At 61.5% G+C, this 19,143-nt stretch carries 14 protein-coding genes; 4 read left to right on the top strand and 10 right to left on the bottom strand.

Annotated elements, in window-relative coordinates; all coding sequences use genetic code 11:
* Positions 1-1,382, bottom strand: a 1,382-nt coding sequence (gene pykF / locus AB5Z02_RS14920) for a pyruvate kinase PykF (RefSeq protein WP_201944913.1), incomplete at its 3' end; no start/stop codon positions are given.
* Between the two features lie 308 nt (positions 1,383-1,690).
* Between pykF and AB5Z02_RS14915 the strand changes: the two genes are divergently transcribed.
* Entirely contained in the window at positions 1,691-1,933 is a 243-nt protein-coding gene (locus tag AB5Z02_RS14915) for a hypothetical protein (protein WP_368216320.1), read from the top strand.
* A gap of 167 nt (positions 1,934-2,100) precedes the next feature.
* The gene (locus tag AB5Z02_RS14910; protein ID WP_368216319.1) at positions 2,101-2,865 is read left to right on the top strand and encodes a class III extradiol ring-cleavage dioxygenase; all 765 of its coding nucleotides are present in this window, start codon (positions 2,101-2,103) and stop codon (positions 2,863-2,865) included.
* 72 nt (positions 2,866-2,937) lie between these two features.
* On the opposite strand, the gene AB5Z02_RS14905 is transcribed toward AB5Z02_RS14910, so the two are convergent.
* From AB5Z02_RS14905 to AB5Z02_RS14895, 3 genes are all read right to left on the bottom strand, one after another.
* Complete coding sequence (locus AB5Z02_RS14905; RefSeq protein ID WP_368216317.1) at positions 2,938-6,690, bottom strand: AAA family ATPase; 3,753 nt, start codon at positions 6,688-6,690, stop codon at positions 2,938-2,940.
* The gene (locus AB5Z02_RS14900; protein WP_368216316.1) at positions 6,687-7,913 is read right to left on the bottom strand and encodes an exonuclease SbcCD subunit D C-terminal domain-containing protein; all 1,227 of its coding nucleotides are present in this window, start codon (positions 7,911-7,913) and stop codon (positions 6,687-6,689) included. Before AB5Z02_RS14900 ends, AB5Z02_RS14905 begins: the two co-directional genes overlap by 4 nt.
* A 103-nt stretch (positions 7,914-8,016) precedes the next feature.
* Positions 8,017-8,445 (bottom strand): GNAT family N-acetyltransferase, encoded by a 429-nt coding sequence (locus AB5Z02_RS14895; protein ID WP_040065867.1) that lies wholly within the window; start codon positions 8,443-8,445, stop codon positions 8,017-8,019.
* A 177-nt stretch (positions 8,446-8,622) separates the two neighbouring features.
* Between AB5Z02_RS14895 and rdgC the strand changes: the two genes are divergently transcribed.
* Both rdgC and ggt read left to right on the top strand, forming a co-directional pair.
* Complete coding sequence (rdgC, locus tag AB5Z02_RS14890; protein ID WP_338774253.1) at positions 8,623-9,534, top strand: recombination-associated protein RdgC; 912 nt, start codon at positions 8,623-8,625, stop codon at positions 9,532-9,534.
* 191 nt (positions 9,535-9,725) lie between these two features.
* The gene (ggt, locus tag AB5Z02_RS14885) at positions 9,726-11,507 is read left to right on the top strand and encodes a gamma-glutamyltransferase (protein WP_368216314.1); all 1,782 of its coding nucleotides are present in this window, start codon (positions 9,726-9,728) and stop codon (positions 11,505-11,507) included.
* Positions 11,508-11,651: 144 nt separating this feature from the next.
* On the opposite strand, the gene AB5Z02_RS14880 is transcribed toward ggt, so the two are convergent.
* From AB5Z02_RS14880 to gabT, 6 genes are all read right to left on the bottom strand, one after another.
* A complete protein-coding gene (locus AB5Z02_RS14880; protein ID WP_005338245.1) occupies positions 11,652-12,122 on the bottom strand; it encodes an FKBP-type peptidyl-prolyl cis-trans isomerase in 471 nt (156 codons plus the stop codon).
* A gap of 174 nt (positions 12,123-12,296) precedes the next feature.
* Positions 12,297-13,445: a sodium:phosphate symporter gene (locus AB5Z02_RS14875; RefSeq protein WP_005338243.1), complete on the bottom strand. Its 1,149-nt coding sequence runs from the start codon at positions 13,443-13,445 to the stop codon at positions 12,297-12,299.
* Positions 13,446-13,752: 307 nt separating this feature from the next.
* A complete protein-coding gene (locus tag AB5Z02_RS14870; protein WP_368216313.1) occupies positions 13,753-15,099 on the bottom strand; it encodes an APC family permease in 1,347 nt (448 codons plus the stop codon).
* Positions 15,099-15,335 carry a hypothetical protein gene (locus AB5Z02_RS14865; RefSeq protein WP_133164096.1) on the bottom strand — a complete coding sequence of 79 codons (237 nt, stop codon included), beginning with the start codon at positions 15,333-15,335 and terminating at the stop codon, positions 15,099-15,101. The genes AB5Z02_RS14870 and AB5Z02_RS14865 overlap by 1 nt, the downstream gene beginning before the upstream one ends.
* A gap of 681 nt (positions 15,336-16,016) precedes the next feature.
* Positions 16,017-17,360, bottom strand: a complete 1,344-nt coding sequence (locus AB5Z02_RS14860; RefSeq protein WP_368216311.1) for an APC family permease — start codon at positions 17,358-17,360, stop codon at positions 16,017-16,019.
* Positions 17,361-17,726: 366 nt separating this feature from the next.
* The gene (gene gabT, locus AB5Z02_RS14855) at positions 17,727-19,016 is read right to left on the bottom strand and encodes a 4-aminobutyrate--2-oxoglutarate transaminase (RefSeq protein WP_368216310.1); all 1,290 of its coding nucleotides are present in this window, start codon (positions 19,014-19,016) and stop codon (positions 17,727-17,729) included.
* Positions 19,017-19,143: the final 127 nt, after the last annotated feature.

Below are 19,143 nucleotides of genomic sequence, written 5' to 3'. Positions count from 1 at the left end.
GTGCCGCTCGGTACCAGAGCACCGGAGACCATCACAACCACGTCACCTTTCAGACCCATGCCGATTTCCAGCGCGGCTTCTTTACCGATGCGATAGAAATCGTCGGTAGAGGCGATGCTGTCAACCACGTGGGCAACCACACCCTTGGTCAGAACCAGCTGGGCAGCAGTTTTCTTGTTGGTGGTGATAGCCAGGATCCAGGCTTTCGGGAAGTACTTGCGAATGGCCTTGGCAGATTTGCCGCCTTCGGTAGCAACCACGATCAGCGGGGCGTCCAGCTTCTCGGAGGTCTCTACGGCGCCTTTACATACGGCTTCGGTGATGCGCAGCTTCTTGCTGTCGTTGGCAGCAGACAGGTTGGACGGCATCACGGCATCGGTACGCTCGCAGATGGTGGCCATGATGGTCACGGCTTCCAGTGGGTACTTACCCTTGGCGGATTCACCGGACAGCATCACTGCGTCGGTACCGTCTAGGATGGCGTTGGCCACGTCACCAGCTTCGGCGCGGGTCGGACGCGGGTTCTTGATCATGGAGTCCAGCATCTGGGTGGCAGTGATAACCACTTTGCGGGCTTTGTTGCACTTGGCGATGATCATCTTCTGGGCGAAGATAACTTCTTCAACCGGGATCTCTACACCCATGTCGCCACGAGCAACCATGATGCCGTCGGAAACAGCCAGGATCTCGTCGAAGTTGTCCAGACCTTCCTGGTTTTCGATCTTGGAGATGATCTGGATGTTCTCGCCACCGTGGGCTTTCAGGTGCTCACGGATTTCCAGAACGTCTTCTTTCTTACGGATGAAAGAAGCAGCAACGAAATCAACGCCTTGCTCGCAACCGAAGATCAGGTCGCGCTTGTCTTTCTCGGCCAGGGCCGGCAGCTTGATGGAGACGCCCGGCAGGTTAACGCCTTTGTTCTCGCCCAGGTCACCGTTGTTCAGCACTTTACAGATAACTTCGCGCTCGGTGATTTCGATAACGTCCAGACCGATCAGGCCGTCATCAACCAGGATGCGGTTGCCGACGCGCAGATCGTTGGCGAAACCTGCATAGGTCACGGCCACTTTGTCTTTGTTGCCAACCACGGTCTGGTCGGTGGTGAAGGTGAAAGTCTGGCCAGCGACCAGCGCGACGTCGTTGCCGCCTTCCAGCTTCATGGTACGGATTTCCGGACCCTTGGTGTCCAGCAGGATAGCTGCGTGCTTGCCGGTCTCGGCCATTACAGCGCGCAGGTTGCTGATGCGGCTGCCGTGCTCGGCGTAGTCACCGTGGGAGAAGTTCAGGCGCATGACGTTCATGCCGGCGTCCAGCATTTTGGCCAGCATTTCTTTGGATTCGGTCTTCGGACCGATGGTGCAGACAATTTTGGTCTTTTTCATGTCAATCTTCATGGTTAAGGAATTTCCGCCGAGCAATATACACCAGTTTTTGGAATCTTTTTATGATCCAGAAACAACGTTTTGACCAGATAACGTTTTCTTTTCAGGGATAACGTTTTCCTGTGAGTCACATTTTAGAGCATACGGCCACAGGTTCGGGCTGAAGGGATACAAATGTTGCCATCTGTGGTTGTTTGGCCGGGTTGAGGTTCAGATGTTGTAAAATGACCACCCGTCCGCTGTCACCGTCTTGTCACCGGCTTGCGCAAAAATGTTAGTTCATTGGCGCGCGGGTGAAGGAGGCAGGGATGAAAAACAGCAATGAAACCGGATGGGCTCTGCTCTTGCTGGGCGCTGCCCTGCTGCTGGTTCAGACGCTGCCAGCTCGCTACTGGCCTGACAATGCCGGTCTGCTGGCGATCTTCTCCCATCCAGTGAAAGGGGGGGCGGCCGCCGAGGGATTGGCGTGGCGAGAGTGGCAGGATCACAATGCCGCGACCCGGATGGCGCTTCGTGCAGCCCGACTGCAGCCGGAAGCGTCGCAGCCTTGATATCTATTGCCGATTACCTGTCGTGAAGGCGTGAAATTATCAACCATTAGTTGATAGTTCTTATCTATTTTGCTGGATTGTTCACCTTTAATGGCAGGGGGATAATCGATTCCAACAGCGATATCCCCTCCGGTATCGCCCCCTGATACTTTGTTGGAGTCTGCTTTATGTCCCTCGCCCCCGTCTGGTTTATCTCTCACGGCGCACCGGATCTGGTGCTGCGTGAGCAACCCGCCACCCGCTTTCTGCGAACCCTGCGTCTGGGTGAGCTCAAGGGGCTGGTGGTCATCTCCGCCCACTGGTTCAGCCGCGAGTTGCAGATCAACGTCGAGCCCAAACCGGCCTTGATGTACGACTTTTACGGTTTTCCCGAGCCCCTCTACCGGATGCGCTGGCCTGCCAGCAGCCCCGAGTGGCTGCAACAAGGGGTGAGCGACCAGCTGGCACTGGCCGGACTGACCGCCACCCCGGTGCGGCGTGAGCTGGATCACGGGGTCTGGTCGCCCCTCTCCCTGATCGACCCAAACAGCGAGATCCCGCTGGTGCAGATCTCCATTCCCGCGAGCTTCACTCCGGCCCAGTTGTGGCAACTGGGAGAGGTATTGGGGGCGCTGCGCAGTCAGGGGGTTGGCATCCTCGCCTCTGGCGCCATTACCCACAACCTGCGGGCGCTGGCACCGGAAGGCTCGCCAGTGCCTGAGTGGGCCAGCCAGTTTGTCGACTGGCTGGAGCAGAAGATGGCCGACGAGGATCGGCTGGCGCTGCTCGACTATCGCCAGCAGGCCCCCGGAGCGGTGGAGTCTCATCCCCACGATGACCACCTGCGCCCACTCTTTGTGGCGTTGGGGGCGGCCGATGGTGTGGCGCCGACCCGGCTGCACGAGAGCTGGGATGGCGGCAGCCTCTATATGGGCGCCTACCGCTTCGGCTGATAGCCTCTCAACAAGACCCCGCCAATTGGCGGGGTCTTGTTGTTTACGGTGTGGGGGGTGAGCCGAAGGCTCTCAGGGAACCACTACCCGGCTCTCGCCGCCGCCGAGGGCTTCGACCCTGATCTGCACGCCAATCCGCTCCACCAGCGTCTGGACGTGGGAGATGACCCCGATCTGGCGACCGGCGGCTTGGAGAGAGTCGAGGCTGGCGAGAGCCAGATCCAGACTGTCCGGATCCAGGGTGCCAAACCCCTCGTCGATAAACAGCGACTCGACCTGAGTCTGCCGTGACGAGAGGCTGGAGAGGGCCAGCGCCAGTGCCAGCGACACCAGAAAACTCTCGCCGCCGGAGAGGGAGTCCACCGAACGCACCTCGTCCCCCATATCGAGATCCACCACCTGCAGCGCCAGATCGGTGCCGGGTACCCGCTCCAGTCGGTAGCGCGGCGACAGCTCGGCGAGCTGGGCGTTGGCCTCCAGCAGCAAGCGCTCGAGGGTAAGGCTCTGGGCGAAGGTGCGGAACTTGGCGCCGTTGGCCTGTCCGATGAGATCGCACAGCTGCTGCCAGTGGTCGGCTACCGCCTGCTGGGCGACCAGCTCCTGTTGCAGGCTGCCCGCCTTGAGGGCGGCGGCTTCGGCCTGTGCCAGCTTGCTCTTGCACTCGAACAGCTGCTCTTCAAGGGCGCGACAACGGGCATCGAGCGCCGCCAGCTGCTCGCTTAACTCTGCATCCGGCAAGGCGGCCAGCTCGGGGTGATGCTCCCGATAGCGATCCCGCTTGCTCTCCTCCAGTGCCAGCGCCCGTTGCCGCTCGGCAAGGCGGGTGCGCGCCTCGCCAAGGGCATCTTCCAACCCTTGCAGGGCAGTGCGGCGAGCCTTGAGTTCATCGGGGCTGATGGCGAGCAGACGGCGCAGGTCGTATTCGGCGATGCCGAGGGTACTGGCGTGGGCAGCCCAGCGCCCCAGCACCTCCCGCTTGCGGCGACTGCTGGTCTGCTTTTCCTGCTCCACATGAGTGAGGCGGGTCTTGAGTTCGGTCTGCCGCTCCCGCAGAGCGCGGGCGCCGCTTTGCATCAGCTCCAGTTCGCTGGCGAGTTGTTGCAGCCGCTGTTGCCAGCGGCTCTCGACCAGCGGGATCTCCTCGCCACCGAGACAGGCGGCGCGGCTGGTGAGCAGCCCCTGCCGCTGCTGCTCGTGCTCCTTGTAGTCCCGCTCGAGTTTGTGCAGCAGCTCGCGCTGGGTCTGCAGGCGCGCCTCCTGCGCGCTCAGGGCGGGGGTGAGGCTGGCGATCTCGCTGGCCAGCCGCTCCCACTCGCTCTGGCCGTGCAACCAAGCTTCGCAGGCCCGTTGCCACTCGTGCCACTGCTGGCTGCCGAGCCATTGGCGCCACGGTTGGCCACCCATCTGCTCATCGAGGCGGTGGGCACCCTGTTCGAGGCGCTGGCGCAGGGTCGCCTCCTGCTCGCCCATCCCCTTCACTTCCCCTTCCAGTGCGATGCGCTGGCGATCGGCCTCCTGCCACTGTTGGTCAAACTGCTGGTGCTGGGCAGCCAGTTGGCTCAGTTGCTGACGCACTCCTTGCAGCTGTTGTTGACCAAGCTGGGCCTGACGCAGCTGCTGCTGGCTCTGGGCCAACCCCTGCTCCAGCGCCTGGCCACGGCCAAGCAATGTGCTCATCAGCTCGTTCCACTCAATGGGGCTTTGGCGCAGCGGCAGCGGATGGCCGAGCAGGGTATCGCCACCCAGCAGTTGCCAGCGCTGGGTCAGCTGCTCGGCGCGGGTTTCCAGCTCCGGCAGATGTTGCTGACGCACCGCCAGCTGGCGGGCCAGCTCCTGACGCTCGCTCTCGCACTGAATGTATTGATGATTGAGCCGATCCCATTCGAGTTCGAGGCTTCTGACCCGCTCCGCCAGCTGACCCAGGATCCCCGCCACCTGGGGTTGGCTCTGGCTGTAGGGGTGCTCCTCGGCGCCACAGAGCGGGCAGGGGGTGCCATCGCTCAGGATATGGCGATACTGCTCGAACGTGGCCACCGCCCGGGACTGTTCCAGCGCGTGGCGCGCCTCGTCCCGCTGCAGGGCGAGCCGCTCGCGGGCTGGCACCAGCTCGTCGCCAAGGGTGACGAGCTTGCCCAGCGCCTGCTCCAGCTGGGCAATCTCCTGCTGCAAGCGGCCATGTTGTTCGCCGTGGTTGCGGCCATAGTCGGCCAGCTCCAGCAGCTGGCGCAGCTGGCCCAGCTGTTCGGTCTGTTGCTGCCACTGCTCCTGCGCTTTGGCGAGGCGGCTCTCCCACTGCTGCTCCTGCAGCTCGTTCTGTTGCTGTTGCAGCCGAGCTTGTTCATGTTGCCAGTAGTCGCGCTCCTGCTGGCCCTTTTCCAGCTGGCGTTGCAGCTGCTGCAGGGCGCGCAGCTTGTGATCCCGCAGGGTGAGCAGTTGCTGCAGCTTGTCGGCATCCTCGGCCCAATCCTGCATGGCGGTGAGCAGGGGCTGCCACTGGCGGGCCACCGGTGCCAGCTCCTTGTGTTCTTCGAGCCAGAGCCCCCACTGCTGGTGCTGGCGCTTGAGCTGTTCCACCTGCTGACTCTGTTCGCGCCACCCCTGCTCGAGGGTGAGCTGCACTTCCCGCTCCTGAGTCCCCTCCTGCTGGATCTTCTGCAACTGCTGCTGCTTTTCCCGAATGCGGGTGTCCAGCTCTTGTGCCCGCTTGAGTTCGGGTTGCAGGGCGCCCCATTCCCGCTCGGCGGCGATCTTCTCCGCCAGCAGCTGCTGCTCGGTCAGCGCGCTCTGCTGGGTCTGCTCCTCGAGTTTGGCCAGCTCTGGTACCAGCTCGGCGATCAGCTTCTCCTGCTGCTGTACCTCAAGGGTGAGGCGGGCCAGCTCGTCGTGATCGGCGCGGGCCACCTGGGCCTGTTCGGCACGCGCAAACTCCTCGCGCTCGGGGGCCGCGGCGCCGTGGGCCTGCAGGGCGGCATCGAGCGCCGCCTGTCCCTCGGCGCAGCCCTGCAACTGGGCGGCAATGCGGCTGTTGAGGTCGCGCAAGTCCTGCATCAGCTGCTGTTGCTGCTGTTCGTGCTTGAGGGTGGTGGAGAGGCTTATCTGCTGGCTTACCCAATGCTCGCGGGTCGCTTCATCCATCAGTGCCACGTCGCCGAGGCGCTGGGCGATGGTGGCCAGCTTCTGCTGCTCTTCCCGCGTCCGTTCATAGGTCTGGATGGAGATGGCGGAGTAGAGTTCGGTGCCGGTCATCCGTTCGAGCAGGGCGGAGCGCTCGTTGGCGTCCGATTTGAGGAAGGCGGCAAACTCCCCCTGCGGCAGGATCACCGCGCGGCGGAACTGCTCCCAGGAGAGACCCACCAGCTCGTCGATGCGATCCTGCAGCTCCCGCTTGCTGCCGGAGAAAACTTGCCCGGACTCCACATCGGTCAGGGTGCGCTCTTGCGCCTGAAAACGCCCCTCCGAGCGGTTTCGCGCCCGGCGCACCGCCCAGCGGGCCAGCCAGATGCGACCATCGCAGCCACGAAACTGCACCTCGGTAAAACCGCTAGCGTGGCCGCGACTGAGGATGCCGCGCACGTCGTTGGCCTTGAGTTTCTCCTCATCATCCATGCGGCCCACTTCGGCCACGTTCTTGCGATTGGCGATAAAGCGCGGCATCTCGTCGTAGAGGGCCAGACAAATGGCGTCGAGCAATGTGCTCTTGCCCGCGCCAGTATTGCCGGTGATGGCAAACAGACCGGCGGCGCCGAGCGCCCCCTTGGTAAAGTCGATGGTGAAGGGGCCGGTCAGACTGGCCAGATTCTCACCAGACAGAGACAAGATTTTCATTGGTTTGACTCCTTCACCTGCTCCAGGATCTCTTCAAACGAGGCGACCAGCCCAGCCTCGGGTTCCCCCTCGAACTGGCGCTGATAGCAGAGGCGAAACACCTCGGTGGGAGAGAGCTCATCGAGCCTGCGCCGCTCGCGACCATCGGCCAGTCCTTCTCCCGAGCCCTGATACTGGGTGCTGATGCGGGCCAGACGTACCGGCTTGTCTGCGATGGCGGCGAGAATTCGTTCGCGGATGCGGGCCTCGGGCTTGGGCAGCAGCAGCCGCACTTCGAGGAAGGGTTGTGCCTCTTGTGGACAAGCAGGCAGCTCGAGCGATGCGATGGCGTTCAGCGCGTCGTCGAGGGTGCTCTGGGGCAGGCGGATCATCTCCACCGCGCGGGGCACCGGGATCCGCTCCAGCCCGGCCAGTTTGCCCTCCGCAAAGGTCACTTCCAGCACCTGATGGTTGTAGTTCGCTTCGGCAAGCGAGAGCGGCAGCGGCGAGCCGCTGTAGTGCACCCCCTCGGCCGGGCTCTGGGCCAGATGGAGGTGACCGAGCGCCGTGTAGTCGGCACCGGCAAAGAGTTCGGCAGGCAGGGCGTGCTGGTTGCCGCCGAGCACCCGCCGTTCCGACAGCTCGGAGATCTGGCCCGCCGCCAGATAGGCATGGCCCATGGCGATGAGCGGCAGATCCTCCCCGCAGCGAGCGCGCCCTTCGGCCAGCACTTCGGCGTAGACCTGTCGAACCCCTTCGATCAGCCTGTCTTGTCCTTCTGCCAACTGCTCCACCCGCAGATCGCTGCTGCGCAGGAACGGCACGGCGGCGCACCAGGCGGCAATGTTGCCCTCCCGGTCTTGCAGCGGTACCAGCAGACGGTCGGTCTCGAGCTTGCCCTCACTGTCGCGGCTGATGCTGCCCACCAGATGCAGATCAAAGGCGCGCAGCAGCTCGTGGGGAGCATCGAGCTTGGAGGGGGAGTCGTGGTTGCCGCCGATCAGCACCATGTTGAGGCGGGGCATCTCGGCGCGCAGCCGCGCCAGAAAACGGTAGAGCTGTTGCCAGGCGCTGGCGGGGGGATTGGCGGTATCAAACAGATCGCCCGCCACCAGCAGGGCGTCGATCTCGCGCGCTTTGAGGGTGTCACTCAGCCAGTCGAGAAAGGCATCGTGTTCAAAACGGCGGTCATGGCCATGAAGTTGATGGCCAAGGTGCCAGTCGGCGGTATGGAGGATTTTCATTGGAAAGCAGCCCGGTTGCAGGGATGGTGCCGGTGGCACCCGATGGAGACAAGATGAGGATGCCCCGTGCTTTTTTCAAGTAAAACAGGGGGCTGGCATCGATTCAGGCAGGTTCGCAGCACATCCGGTATTGGGGGTGGCCGGTAAGGGGATCGGACTCCTCGGCCTCGATGACAAAACCGTGGCGGCGATAGAAACGCACCGCCTGATCGTTCTCGACAAAGACCCGGGCGTGGAGCGACGCCCCCTGACGCTTCGCCTCCTGCAGCAGGGCGTGGCCGACGCCGCGGCCCTGACGGTCGGGGCGCACGAACAGGGCGGCGAGATAGTTGTCCACCATCGCCATGAAACCGAGCAGATCGCCGCGCTCCTCGAACACCCAGATGGCGGCGCGATCGAGATAGCGGGTACGTAGATCCTCCTGGGCCTGCCACCAGCAGGAGGCATCGACGAAATCGTGGGCCTGCAGGGAGGCCAGCAACCAGATTTCGACGATCTCTTCCATGTCTTCCGGGCGACTGGGCCGCAACATACCTTCATCCTTATTAACAATTTACTTTCGCAGTCTAGGAGAACTTGATGAACAAACTGGTGACATAAATGAGACCCTGTGAGGTCGATCGCCCTTTATTTAGCGAGAATGATTGGCTGATCACAAAGCGCCTCTCTAGTACAATGCCCGCCGGACAATCTAGAGACCGAGGACGCCATGTGGTTTAAAAACCTGCAGATTTATCGCTTTACCCGCCCTTTTGACCTGACCGTGGATCAGCTGGAAACCCAGCTGGAAGCCTGTGCCTTCACCCCTTGCGGCAGTCAGGACATCTCCCGTTTCGGGTGGGTCAAGCCCCTTGGCAAATTCGGCTCAACCCTGACTCACAGCGCCTCCGGCCATATCCTCATCTGCGCCCGCAAAGAGGAGAAGATGCTGCCAGGTACCGTGGTCAAGGAGATGCTGGCCGAGAAGGTAGAGGCGATCGAGTTCGAACAGGGACGCGCCCTCAAGAAGAAAGAGAAGGAAGCGCTGAAAGAGGAGATCCTCCACACCCTGCTGCCCCGTGCCTTCAGTCGTACCAGCCAGACCTTCGCCTGGATCAATCCGGCCGACAATTTGATGGTGGTGGACGCAGGTTCTGCCAAGAAGGCAGACGATCTGCTGGCGCTGCTGCGCAAATCCATCGGCTCCCTGCCGGTGGTGCCGGTGGCTCTCAAGAACCCGCCCGAGATCACCATGACCGAGTGGTTGAACGAGGGCAACCTGCCCGCCTCCTTCACGCTGGAAGATGAAGCCGAGCTGCGCAGTGCCATGGAGCACGGCGGCATCATCCGCTGCAAGCAGCAGGATCTGATGACGGATGAAATCAAGAACCACCTGGCCAACGACAAGCTGGTGACCAAGCTGGCCCTCAACTGGGGCGAGACTGTCAGCTTCGTGCTGGGGGATGATCTCTCCATCAAGCGCCTGAAATTCAGCGAAGAGCTGCGCGAGCAGAACGACGACGTTAACAGCGAAGATCCGGCCGCCCGTCTGGATGCGGACTTCGCGCTGGTCACCGCCGAGCTGTCCCAGTTTATCCCGGCGCTGTTTGCCGCCCTGGGTGGCGAAGAGCAGTCCATCTAACCGGACTTGCGCCTGTTTGGCCTCTGCCATCCCATCGTAAAAGCCGCCTTCGGGCGGTTTTTTTATATCTATTGCGGATAGCCATTATTGATAGATGAGTAAGATATTGATCTTGTTCAATAACTTGAGCTGTCAGCGCCAATCGTGACATAGTCCCTCTTCATGGTCATAAAACAGACAAGGAGAGTGTCATGTTGCGCAAACCTCTGGGGCTCGCTATCGCCCTTGCCTTGCTGGCCGGTTGTGCCAGTGACAACGGCTTTCACTACACCCCGCCAGCCCACACCCTGATTGCGCCGGAGGCGGCCAGTGGCTGGACCGACAAGCAGGGCTGGCAGGGCCATGATTTCATGGTGGCGGCCGCCAACCCGCTGGCGGTGGATGCGGGCTACCAAATCATCAAGGCCGGTGGCAGTGCCGTCGATGCCGCCATTGCGGTGCAGCTGGTATTGACGCTGGTGGAGCCGCAATCCTCCGGGATCGGTGGCGGAACGCTGCTGCTGGTGTGGGATGGCCGCAAGGTGAGTGCGGTGGATGGCCGCGAGACGGCGCCGGCTGCCGCCACCGACCAGCTGTTTATGCAAGATGGCAAGCCGCTGGCGTTTTATGACGGGGTGGTCGGGGGCCGCTCGGTCGGCGTTCCCGGCACCCTGCGCGCTCTGGCACTGGCCCATCAACGTTATGGCAAGCTACCCTGGGCTGCGCTGTTCGAGCCCGCCATCACGCTGGCAGAACAAGGGTTTGTGATAAGTCCACGGCTGGCTACATTGCTGGCCAAGGATCCCTATCTGGCACGGGATCCGCAGGCGCGTGCCTACTTCTATCAGGCAGATGGCAGCCCCAAAACGACGGGCACCCAGCTGACCAACCCGGCGCTGGCCAAGGTGCTGCGCACTCTGGCCACAGAGGGGGCGGATGCCTTCTATCAGGGGCCGCTGGCGGATGCCATGGTGGCCAAGGTACGCCAGCATCCCACCAATCCCGGGGTACTGGCGGCCACCGATCTGGCCAGCTATCAGGCCAAAGTGCGGGATGGCCTCTGCTTTGACTATCGCCAGAGCAAGATCTGCGGTTTTCCCACTCCCTCGTCCGGCACCCTGGCGCTCGGCCAGATCTTCGGCATGCTGGAGAGCCGCGATATGGCGGCCCTCAAGCCGATCACCACGAAGGAGGGGGGGCTGGCTGCCTCCAGCGAGGCTATCCATCTCTACAGTGAAGCGGCGCGTCTCGCCTTCGCCGATCGCAACCAGTACGTCGCCGACAGCGATTTTGTCAGCGTGCCGGTGCAGGGGCTGCTGGACAAGGGCTATCTGGCCGAGCGCGGCAAGCTTGTCGGTCAGCACTCCATGGGGATTGCCAAGCCCGGCACGCCGCCACTGGCGCTGGCACGCGGCAAGGATGCGACTCCGGAACTCCCCTCGACCAGCCATGTCTCGATCGTCGACAAGGCGGGGATGGCCATCTCCATGACCAGCTCCATCGAGGATGGTTTCGGATCGCGTCAGATGGTCAACGGCTACCTGCTCAACAACCAGCTCACCGATTTTTCCTTCACCTCGGTGGATGCCGCCGGTCTGCCAGTGGCAAACCGGGTGGAGCCGGGCAAGCGGCCCCGCTCCTCCATGTCACCCCTGCTGGTGTTTGACAAGCCAAGCGGCGAGCTGACCATGACGCTGGGCTCTCCGGGGGGCTCCGCCATCATCAACTACGTGGGCAAGACCCTGCTCGGTACTCAGGATTGGGGCCTGAACCTGCAACAGGCCATCAACCTGCCCAATTTTGGCAGCCGCAACGGCCCCACCGAGCTGGAAGCGGGACGCACCCCCATGTCGGTGGTCGAGGGATTGAAGGCGAGGGGACATGAGGTGGTACTGAACGAGCAGACCTCCGGCCTGCAGGGGGTTGAGCGCAACGCTGGCGGCTGGTTTGGCGCTGCGGATCCGCGCCGGGAAGGGATCGCCAAGGGGGAGTGACGCTCCCATAACAACAAGGCCAGCATAATGCTGGCCTTGTTGTTGATGGAGCGTGACGGAGCGCTTACTGGATACCCAACAGCTCCACGTCGAAGATCAGGACTGGCGCTCAGTGGGATATTGCCACTGGAGCGTCCTGCGCGGTTACTGGATACCCAACAGTTCCACGTCGAAGATCAGGACGGATCCCGGCGGGATTTTGCCAGCGGCGCGGTCGCCGTAGGCGAGGTTGGCAGGGATGTAGAAACGGGTCTTCTCACCTTCCACCATCAGCTGCACCCCTTCGGTCCAGCCTGCAATCACCTGATTGAGGCCAAATTCGATGGGCTCGCCACGGGCGACCGAGCTGTCAAAGACGGTGCCGTCCAGCAGCTTGCCCTCGTAGTGCACCTTCACCTTGCTGGTGGCGGTGGGGTGAACGGTGCCGGTGCCCGGGGTCAGCACTTCGTACTGCAGGCCGGAGGCGGTGGTGGTCACCAGCGGTTTGTCCTTGTTGCTGGCGAGGAACTCGGCGCCAATCCGCACGTTGTCAGCCGCCAGCTTCTTGTTGTTGCTGCTGGAGTAGAAGTAGTAGGCCACACCGGCGATGAGCAGCGCGATCAGTATGAATTTCATCGGTTTTTCCTGTTCCATGAAATGTAAAAAGTGCAATGAGGGCGCCATCTTATCGCGCACCGCCCCTGATGGCGAGCCACAGGGCGGGAGGATGTGAGCGGGCAGGCAAAGCTCGGAGACGCAGACGCAAAAAGGGGCGAGTCGGTGACTCGCCCCTTGTCATGGCGGCGGCGCTTACTTGGCGGCCACCATCATCAGGGCGGGCAGGGCGAAGAAGAGACCCGTCACATAACCCAGAGCCAGCAGCTTGTTCTCGCTGCCGACCCGGGCCAGCCCCTCGGCTGCGCGCACCGGCAGGTCACGCAGGAAGGGAATGCCATAGATGATGACCACGGCAAAGAGGTTGAACAGCACGTGGACCAGTGCGATGGTCAGGGCCAGCTGGGCACCGGCTCCGCTGATGGCGGTGGCTGCCAGCAGGGCGGTGATGGTGGTCCCGATATTGGCCCCCAGGGTGAAGGGGTAGAGCTGACGGGTGCTGAACACGCCGCCGCCAGCCAGCGGGATCATCAGGCTGGTGGTGGTGGAGGAGGACTGCACCATGATGGTCACCAGCGCACCGGAGGTAATGCCGGTCAGCGGGCCACGGCCCAGCGCCTTGTGCAGCACCTCTTTGGCGCGGCCAACCAGTACCTGTTGCAGCACTTTGCCGAGATAAGTGACGCAGGCAAGGATCAGCAGGATACCGATGATGATGGTCGCGATGGCGGCACCCTTGCCCGGCAGGAAGGCGACAGCGCTGTCAATCAGCTGCTGGGCCGGTGCGGTCAGCGGCTTCATGAAGTCCATGCCCTTCATCGACATGTTGGCGGAGCCTACCAGCAGGTTGGCCAGCCACTCGGCGCTGTGTTGCAGCAGGCCGAACATCAGTTCCAGCGGCAGGAAGATGAACACCGCCAGCAGGTTGAAGAAGTCGTGCACGGTGGCGGCGGCGAAGGCGCGGCGGAACTCGGCGCGATCCCGCACATGGCCCATGGAGACGATGGTGTTGGTGATGGTGGTGCCGAGGTTGGCCCCCATGACCATGGGGATGGCCATGCTGATGGGCAGGCCGCCAGCCACCAGACCAACGATCACCGAGGTGACGGTGCTGGAGGATTGCACCAGCGCGGTAGCGAGAATACCCAGCAGCAGGGCTACAAAGGGGTTGTTGGCAAAGGCGAAGATCTGGGCTGCGCCCTCGGCGCCGCCGGAGAAATCTTTGAAGCCGTGGGAGATGGCGCCCACGGCAACCAGGATCAGGTAGACCAGTACGATGACACTCATCCAGTTGAACAGGGCGCGGGTCGCGGGCGGCTGTGACAAGGAGTGATGGTGTTGCATAAAGCCTCTTGAGACGGTCGTTCCGTCTTGGGTTGTTGATGACCCGCGCATTTAATCAGTGGTTAATGACAGAAATATGACAAGGTGACACTTTTATGATGGTTTTATGACTTGCGTTGGTGGTTTGTTCGCCAATAGATGATGGGGATGGCGAGAAATATGACTGGTGACGCCATCCGCCCGGTCTGTTCCTTGCCGACCAAGCAAGTGCGGGAGAGTGGCAATAGTGGAACCCCATATTCAGCCCGTCAAATAGCAAGAAGGGGAGCCATGGCTCCCCTTCTGTCTATCCGTTATCCGCAAAGGATCAGGCGTCAGCCGCTTCCTCGTATTGACGGAACGGGATACGGAACACCGCCAGACGCAGGAACAGATAGGTTGCGCCGAGGCCAGCCCAGATCAGGCCCAGCTCCAGCGAGCTCTGCTCCAGGTTGATCCACAGCGCACCGATGGTGGCGGCGCCGAGCAGCGGCATCAGCAGGTAGATGACGTGATCCTTGAGGGTCTTGTTGCGCTTCTCGCGCACCCAGAACTGACCGATCACCGACAGGTTGACGAAGCTGAACGCCACCAGTGCGCCGAAGTTGACCAGCGCCAGCGCGGTATCCAGATCAAACGACACGGCGGAGAGGGCCAGACCGCCCACCATCAGCACGTTGATGGCCGGAGTGCGGTATTTCGGGTGGATGTAGCCAAATACCCGCTCCGGGATCATGTGGTCACGACCCATCACGTAGAGGATGCGCGACACACCGGCGTGAGCCGCCATGCCGGAGGCCAGTACCGCGACCGTGGTGCAGACCAGTACCACTGACTGGAAGAAGGTGCCGCCGACGTAGAGGGCGATCTCCGGCAGTACCGCATCCGGATGCTGGAAGCGGGCGAGGCTCGGGAAGTAGAGCTGCAGGCAATAGGAGACCACCACGAAGATGATGCCGCCGATAAGGGCCGTCAGCACGATCGCCTTGGGGATCACCTTGCCGGCGTTCGGGGTCTCTTCGGAGAGAGAGCTCAGCCCGTCAAAGCCCAGGAACGAGAAGCAGAGGATGGTTGCACCGGTGAAGAGCGGTACCAGCTGTGCTGACTCGAAGTGGAACGGACGGCTGCTCATCAGGGTGCCGGCGCCTTCGCCGTGATAGATGCCCCATGCCATCAGACCGATGAAGATGGTGATGATGGCCAGCTGGATCACCACGATGAGGCCATTGAAGTTGGCCACCAGGTTGATGCCGCGCAGGTTGAGGAAGGTCATCACGGTCACCAGACCGAAGATGAAGACCCAGGGTTCGACACCCGGGAACATGGCGGTCAGGTAGATCTTGGCCAGCAGGATGTTGATCATCGGCATGAACATGTAGTCGAGCAGGGAGGACCAGCCGACCATGAAACCGATGTAGGGGTTGAACACTTTCTGGGCGTAGGTATAGGCAGAGCCCGCAGAGGGGAACTTGCGCACCAGATGGCCGTAGCTGAAGGCGGTCAGCAGGATGCCGCCGAGGGCCAGCAGATAAGCAGTGGCGACCCGGCCTTCGGTGATGTCACCGACGATGGCGAAGGTATCGAATACAGCCATGGGGGTCAGGTAGGCCAAACCCATGACGATCACTTGGGTCAGGGTCAGGGTTTTGAGCAGCTTGGCGCCTTGAGATGCCATTACGCTTTCTCCTCAATCAGTGCCGCAGCACGTGCTTGCAACGAGTACAGGATTGCGGTGGATTCGCAGGCCTGCAGATCAAAGGCGCCGGGGAGGCGCAAACCGGTATTAGCCGGCAGGAAAGCATTGAAACGCCCCATGTTTTTCCTCATTAACGTCGGGAGATTGTTGGCAATCTCGGGTATCACTTCCGGAACGTTTCCGGCCTCTTGTGGTGGGTTTGCACTGCTCTTCAAAATACAAAAACCGATGTCGCAGTGAACATCGGTCCTTTATTGGCGGCGTATTGTGCATTCGGGATTCCCCCTTGACAAGCAATAATCGGCTCAATATCGCATTTTTTTGCATAAGCGCAGCGAAGGTAAGTGGTCACTCGCCCCCTGCGGCCGACCCCGTGCCGCCCCCCTCTTTACGGGGGCATAGAGGGGGGCGACGCACTATTTGCCTGCTGTGCGAAATTTGTCCTGATTGTCCCTGCAGGGCGCATTGCGCCTCAAGATTGATCCTGATCATATTTGCCGCCATCCCCCGGGCTGTTGCCCAACCTCCCGGAGGCGTTGCTGGCGGGAATAAGGGGGTTGGCGGGGGAAAATAGCGATTGCATTTTTAGTCACAAAAATGACTAAGTTAAAAGGTTTGTCTGGTCAGTGCCACGTCACGGAGGGCGATAGTGGTGGGCGCCGATTTGAAATCAGTCACATTTTCAGCAAAAAGCGCAATGGCAAAACATGCGTGGCTATCAAAAGGTGGCGGCCATAACCGCATCACATACAGCAGATCAGGGGATCGCCAGCGCGGTGAAGGAGAGCAACCGCAAAGCGTTAAAAAACGGAGAGCAACGCGCTAAACAATCATCATGACAGAGTAAAAACAAAGGAGCCCGCAGGCTCCTTTATCGTTTTATCCGCACGGCTGGCTTATTGCGCCATCTCCTCGCTGGTGCGCAGCGGAATGCGGAACACCGTCAGGCGCAGGAAGAGGTAGATGGCACCGAGCGCAGCCCAGATCAGCCCCAGCTCGAAGGAGGAGGGCTCAAGGTTGAGCCACAGCACCCCGATGCAGGCGGCGCCACAGAGCGGCAGCAGCAGATAGATCAGATGATCCTTGAGACTCTTGTTGCGACCGAGCTTCACATAGAAGTGGGCAATCACCGCCAGATTGACGAAGGTGAAGGCCACCAGCGCGCCGAAGTTGATCAGGGCCAGCGCCATCTCCAGATCGAACGAGACGGCGGAGAGGGCGAGCAGGCCGACCAGCAGCACATTGCAGGCTGGGGTCTGCCACTTCGGATGCACATAGGAGAAGAAGCGGCTCGGCAGGGCGCGATCCCGTCCCATCACGTAGAGCAGGCGCGATACGCCGGCGTGGGAGGCGAGCCCTGAGGCGAGTACCGCGACTGTGGTGCAGACCAGCACTACCGCCTGGAACAGCTTGCCGCCCACATAGAGGGCGATCTCCGGCAGCACCGCATCCGGATGCTGGAAGCGGGAGATGTCCGGGAAGAAGAGCTGCAGGAAGTAGGAGGTGGTGACAAACAGCACACCGCCGATCAGCGCCGTCAGCACGATGGCGCGCGGGATCACCCGATCCGCGTCCGGTGTCTCTTCCGACAGGGTGCTGATGGCATCAAAGCCGAGGAACGACAGACAGAGGATCGAGGCCCCCATCAGCAGCGGCGAGATGTTGATCTGCTCGGAGAAGAAGGGACGGCTGCTGGCCACGGTGCCCAGCCCTTCGCCATTGTGCACGCCCCAAGCGATCAGGCCGATAAAGACGGCGATGATGCTGAACTGCATGATGACGATGACGCTGTTGAAGTTGGCCACCAGTTTGATGCCGCGCAGGTTGAGGGCGGTCATCACCGCCGCCAGACCGAAGATATAGGTCCAGGGCTCTACGTTCGGGAAGAGCGCCTGCAGATAGATCTTGGCCAGCAGCATGTTGATCATCGGCATGAACATATAGTCGAGCAGGGAGGTCCAGCCCACCATAAAGCCGACATAGGGGTGGAACACCTTCTGGGCATAGGTATAGGCGGAGCCTGCCGACGGGAACTTGCGCACCAGATGGCCGTAGCTCAGGGCGGTGAACAGCATGCCGATGAGAGCAAACAGGTAGGCGGTCGGCACATGGCCTTCGGTGATCTCGGTAACGATGCCGAAGGTGTCGAACACTGCCATGGGGGTGAGGTACGCCAGTCCCATAACTACGACCTGCCACAGTTTGAGGGTCTTTTTCAGACCAACCAGCTGGGCCGCCATTATGCATGTTCCTCATGCAGTGCCAGAGTGGCACGGTCCATCAACGAAACCGGGAGAGAGGCCCGGGAATCAAGGGCGCCAGGGCGGCGCACACCGGCCATGGCCGGTTGGAAAGCATTGAGATGCCCCATGTTGTTCCTCACTAGACTTGGTGTCGGGAGACTGCTGCCAATCTCGCTATCTTTTCCGGGGGTGATCCGGCCTCGTTTATGGGTTTGTTCACTATTTAAAGAAGAACCGATGCCATTGTTTTACATCGGTTCTTTCAGTGGCGGCGCATTGTGCATTTGCAGGGCCCCCTTGACAAGAAAAAAAGGGGGCAAAATTGCATTTATTTGCACAGGTAAGTGGTCACTTTCCTGCTGGTCAGGCCAGCACGGCCTCCAGTGATTTTTCAAGGAGTTGCAACCCCTCCTCAATCACTGCCGCCGGGGCTGTCAGGGGGGCGAGAAAACGGATGACATTTGCGCGCACCCCGCATGAGAGCAGGACCAGACCGCGTTTGCCCGCCTCGGCTACCAGACGTTTGGTGAGGTCGGGATCGGGCTGGTCGGCATTGCGCTGTTTCACCAGCTCCATGGCCACCATGGCACCGGGTCCGCGAATTTGACCTATGCAGTCAAAACGCTCGGCTATGCGTTGCAGCCCCGCCTTGATCTGCTCACCCTGATCCAGTGCTTTCTGGTTGAGTTTTTCCTCTTCGATCACCTGCAATACCGCCAGCGCGGCGGCACAGGCGATGGGGGAACCGGCATAGGTGCCGCCAAGGCCGCCCGGCTTGGCTGCGTTCATGATCTCTGCCTTGCCCACCACGGCGGAGAGGGGGAAGCCGCCAGCCAGACTCTTGGCCAACGTCATGATGTCCGGCTCGATGCCGGCATACTCGGTGGCGAAGGTCTTGCCGGTGCGGCAGAAGCCGCTCTGGATCTCGTCGCAAATCAGCAGAATGCCGTGCTGATCGCAGATGCTGCGCAGCTTTTGCATAAAGCTCGCGGAGGCGGGATAGAAGCCCCCTTCACCCTGTACCGGCTCGATGATGATGGCGGCAACGCGGGAGGGCTCGATATCGGCGCTGAAGCAGAGGTCGAGGGCGTGCAGGGCATCCTCTTCACTCACCCCCAGATAGTCGGCGGGGAAGGGGATGTGGTAGACCTCGCCCGGGAAGGGGCCAAAGCCGGTCTTGTAGGGCACCACCTTGCCGGTGAGCGCCATGCCCATCATGGTGCGACCGTGAAAGCCCCCCTTGAAGGCGATGGTGCCGCTGCGACCGGTGTGGGCACGGGCAATCTTGATGGCGTTCTCGACCGCCTCGGCGCCGGTGGAGAGAAACAGGGTACGTTTCGGGGTCGGGCCGGGCACCAGAGCGTTGAGTTTTTCGGCAAGCTCGATATAGCCCGGGTAAGGGGTGACCTGAAAGCAGGTGTGGCTGAATTTTTCCAGCTGCTCGCGCACCGCTGCCACCACTTTCGGATGGTTGTGGCCGGTGTTGAGCACGGCGATGCCGGAGGCAAAGTCGATGTAGCGGTTGCCCTCCACGTCCCACAGCTCGGCATTTTGCGCGCGATCGATAAAGACCGGCAGCAGGGTGCCAACGCCGTTGACCACGGCCGCTTCGCGGCGCGCTTGCCACGCCTTGTTTGATTCTGACTGACTCATCTTTCCTCCCTGAGGGGCCGCAGCCCCGGATATTCCCTGAAAATGTGGCAGGCGTTTTGGCGCCCATTACCGCCGAACAGCCCATCGGGCCAGATCGGCTGCGTGTGGTGTGTGTTGCAGAAGCCCT

Source organism: Aeromonas sp. R2-3 (assembly GCF_040908375.1).
GTDB lineage: Bacteria > Pseudomonadota > Gammaproteobacteria > Enterobacterales > Aeromonadaceae > Aeromonas > Aeromonas veronii.
Note: the sequence above shows the minus strand (reverse complement) of the source record. Positions and strands in the feature narration are given on the sequence as shown.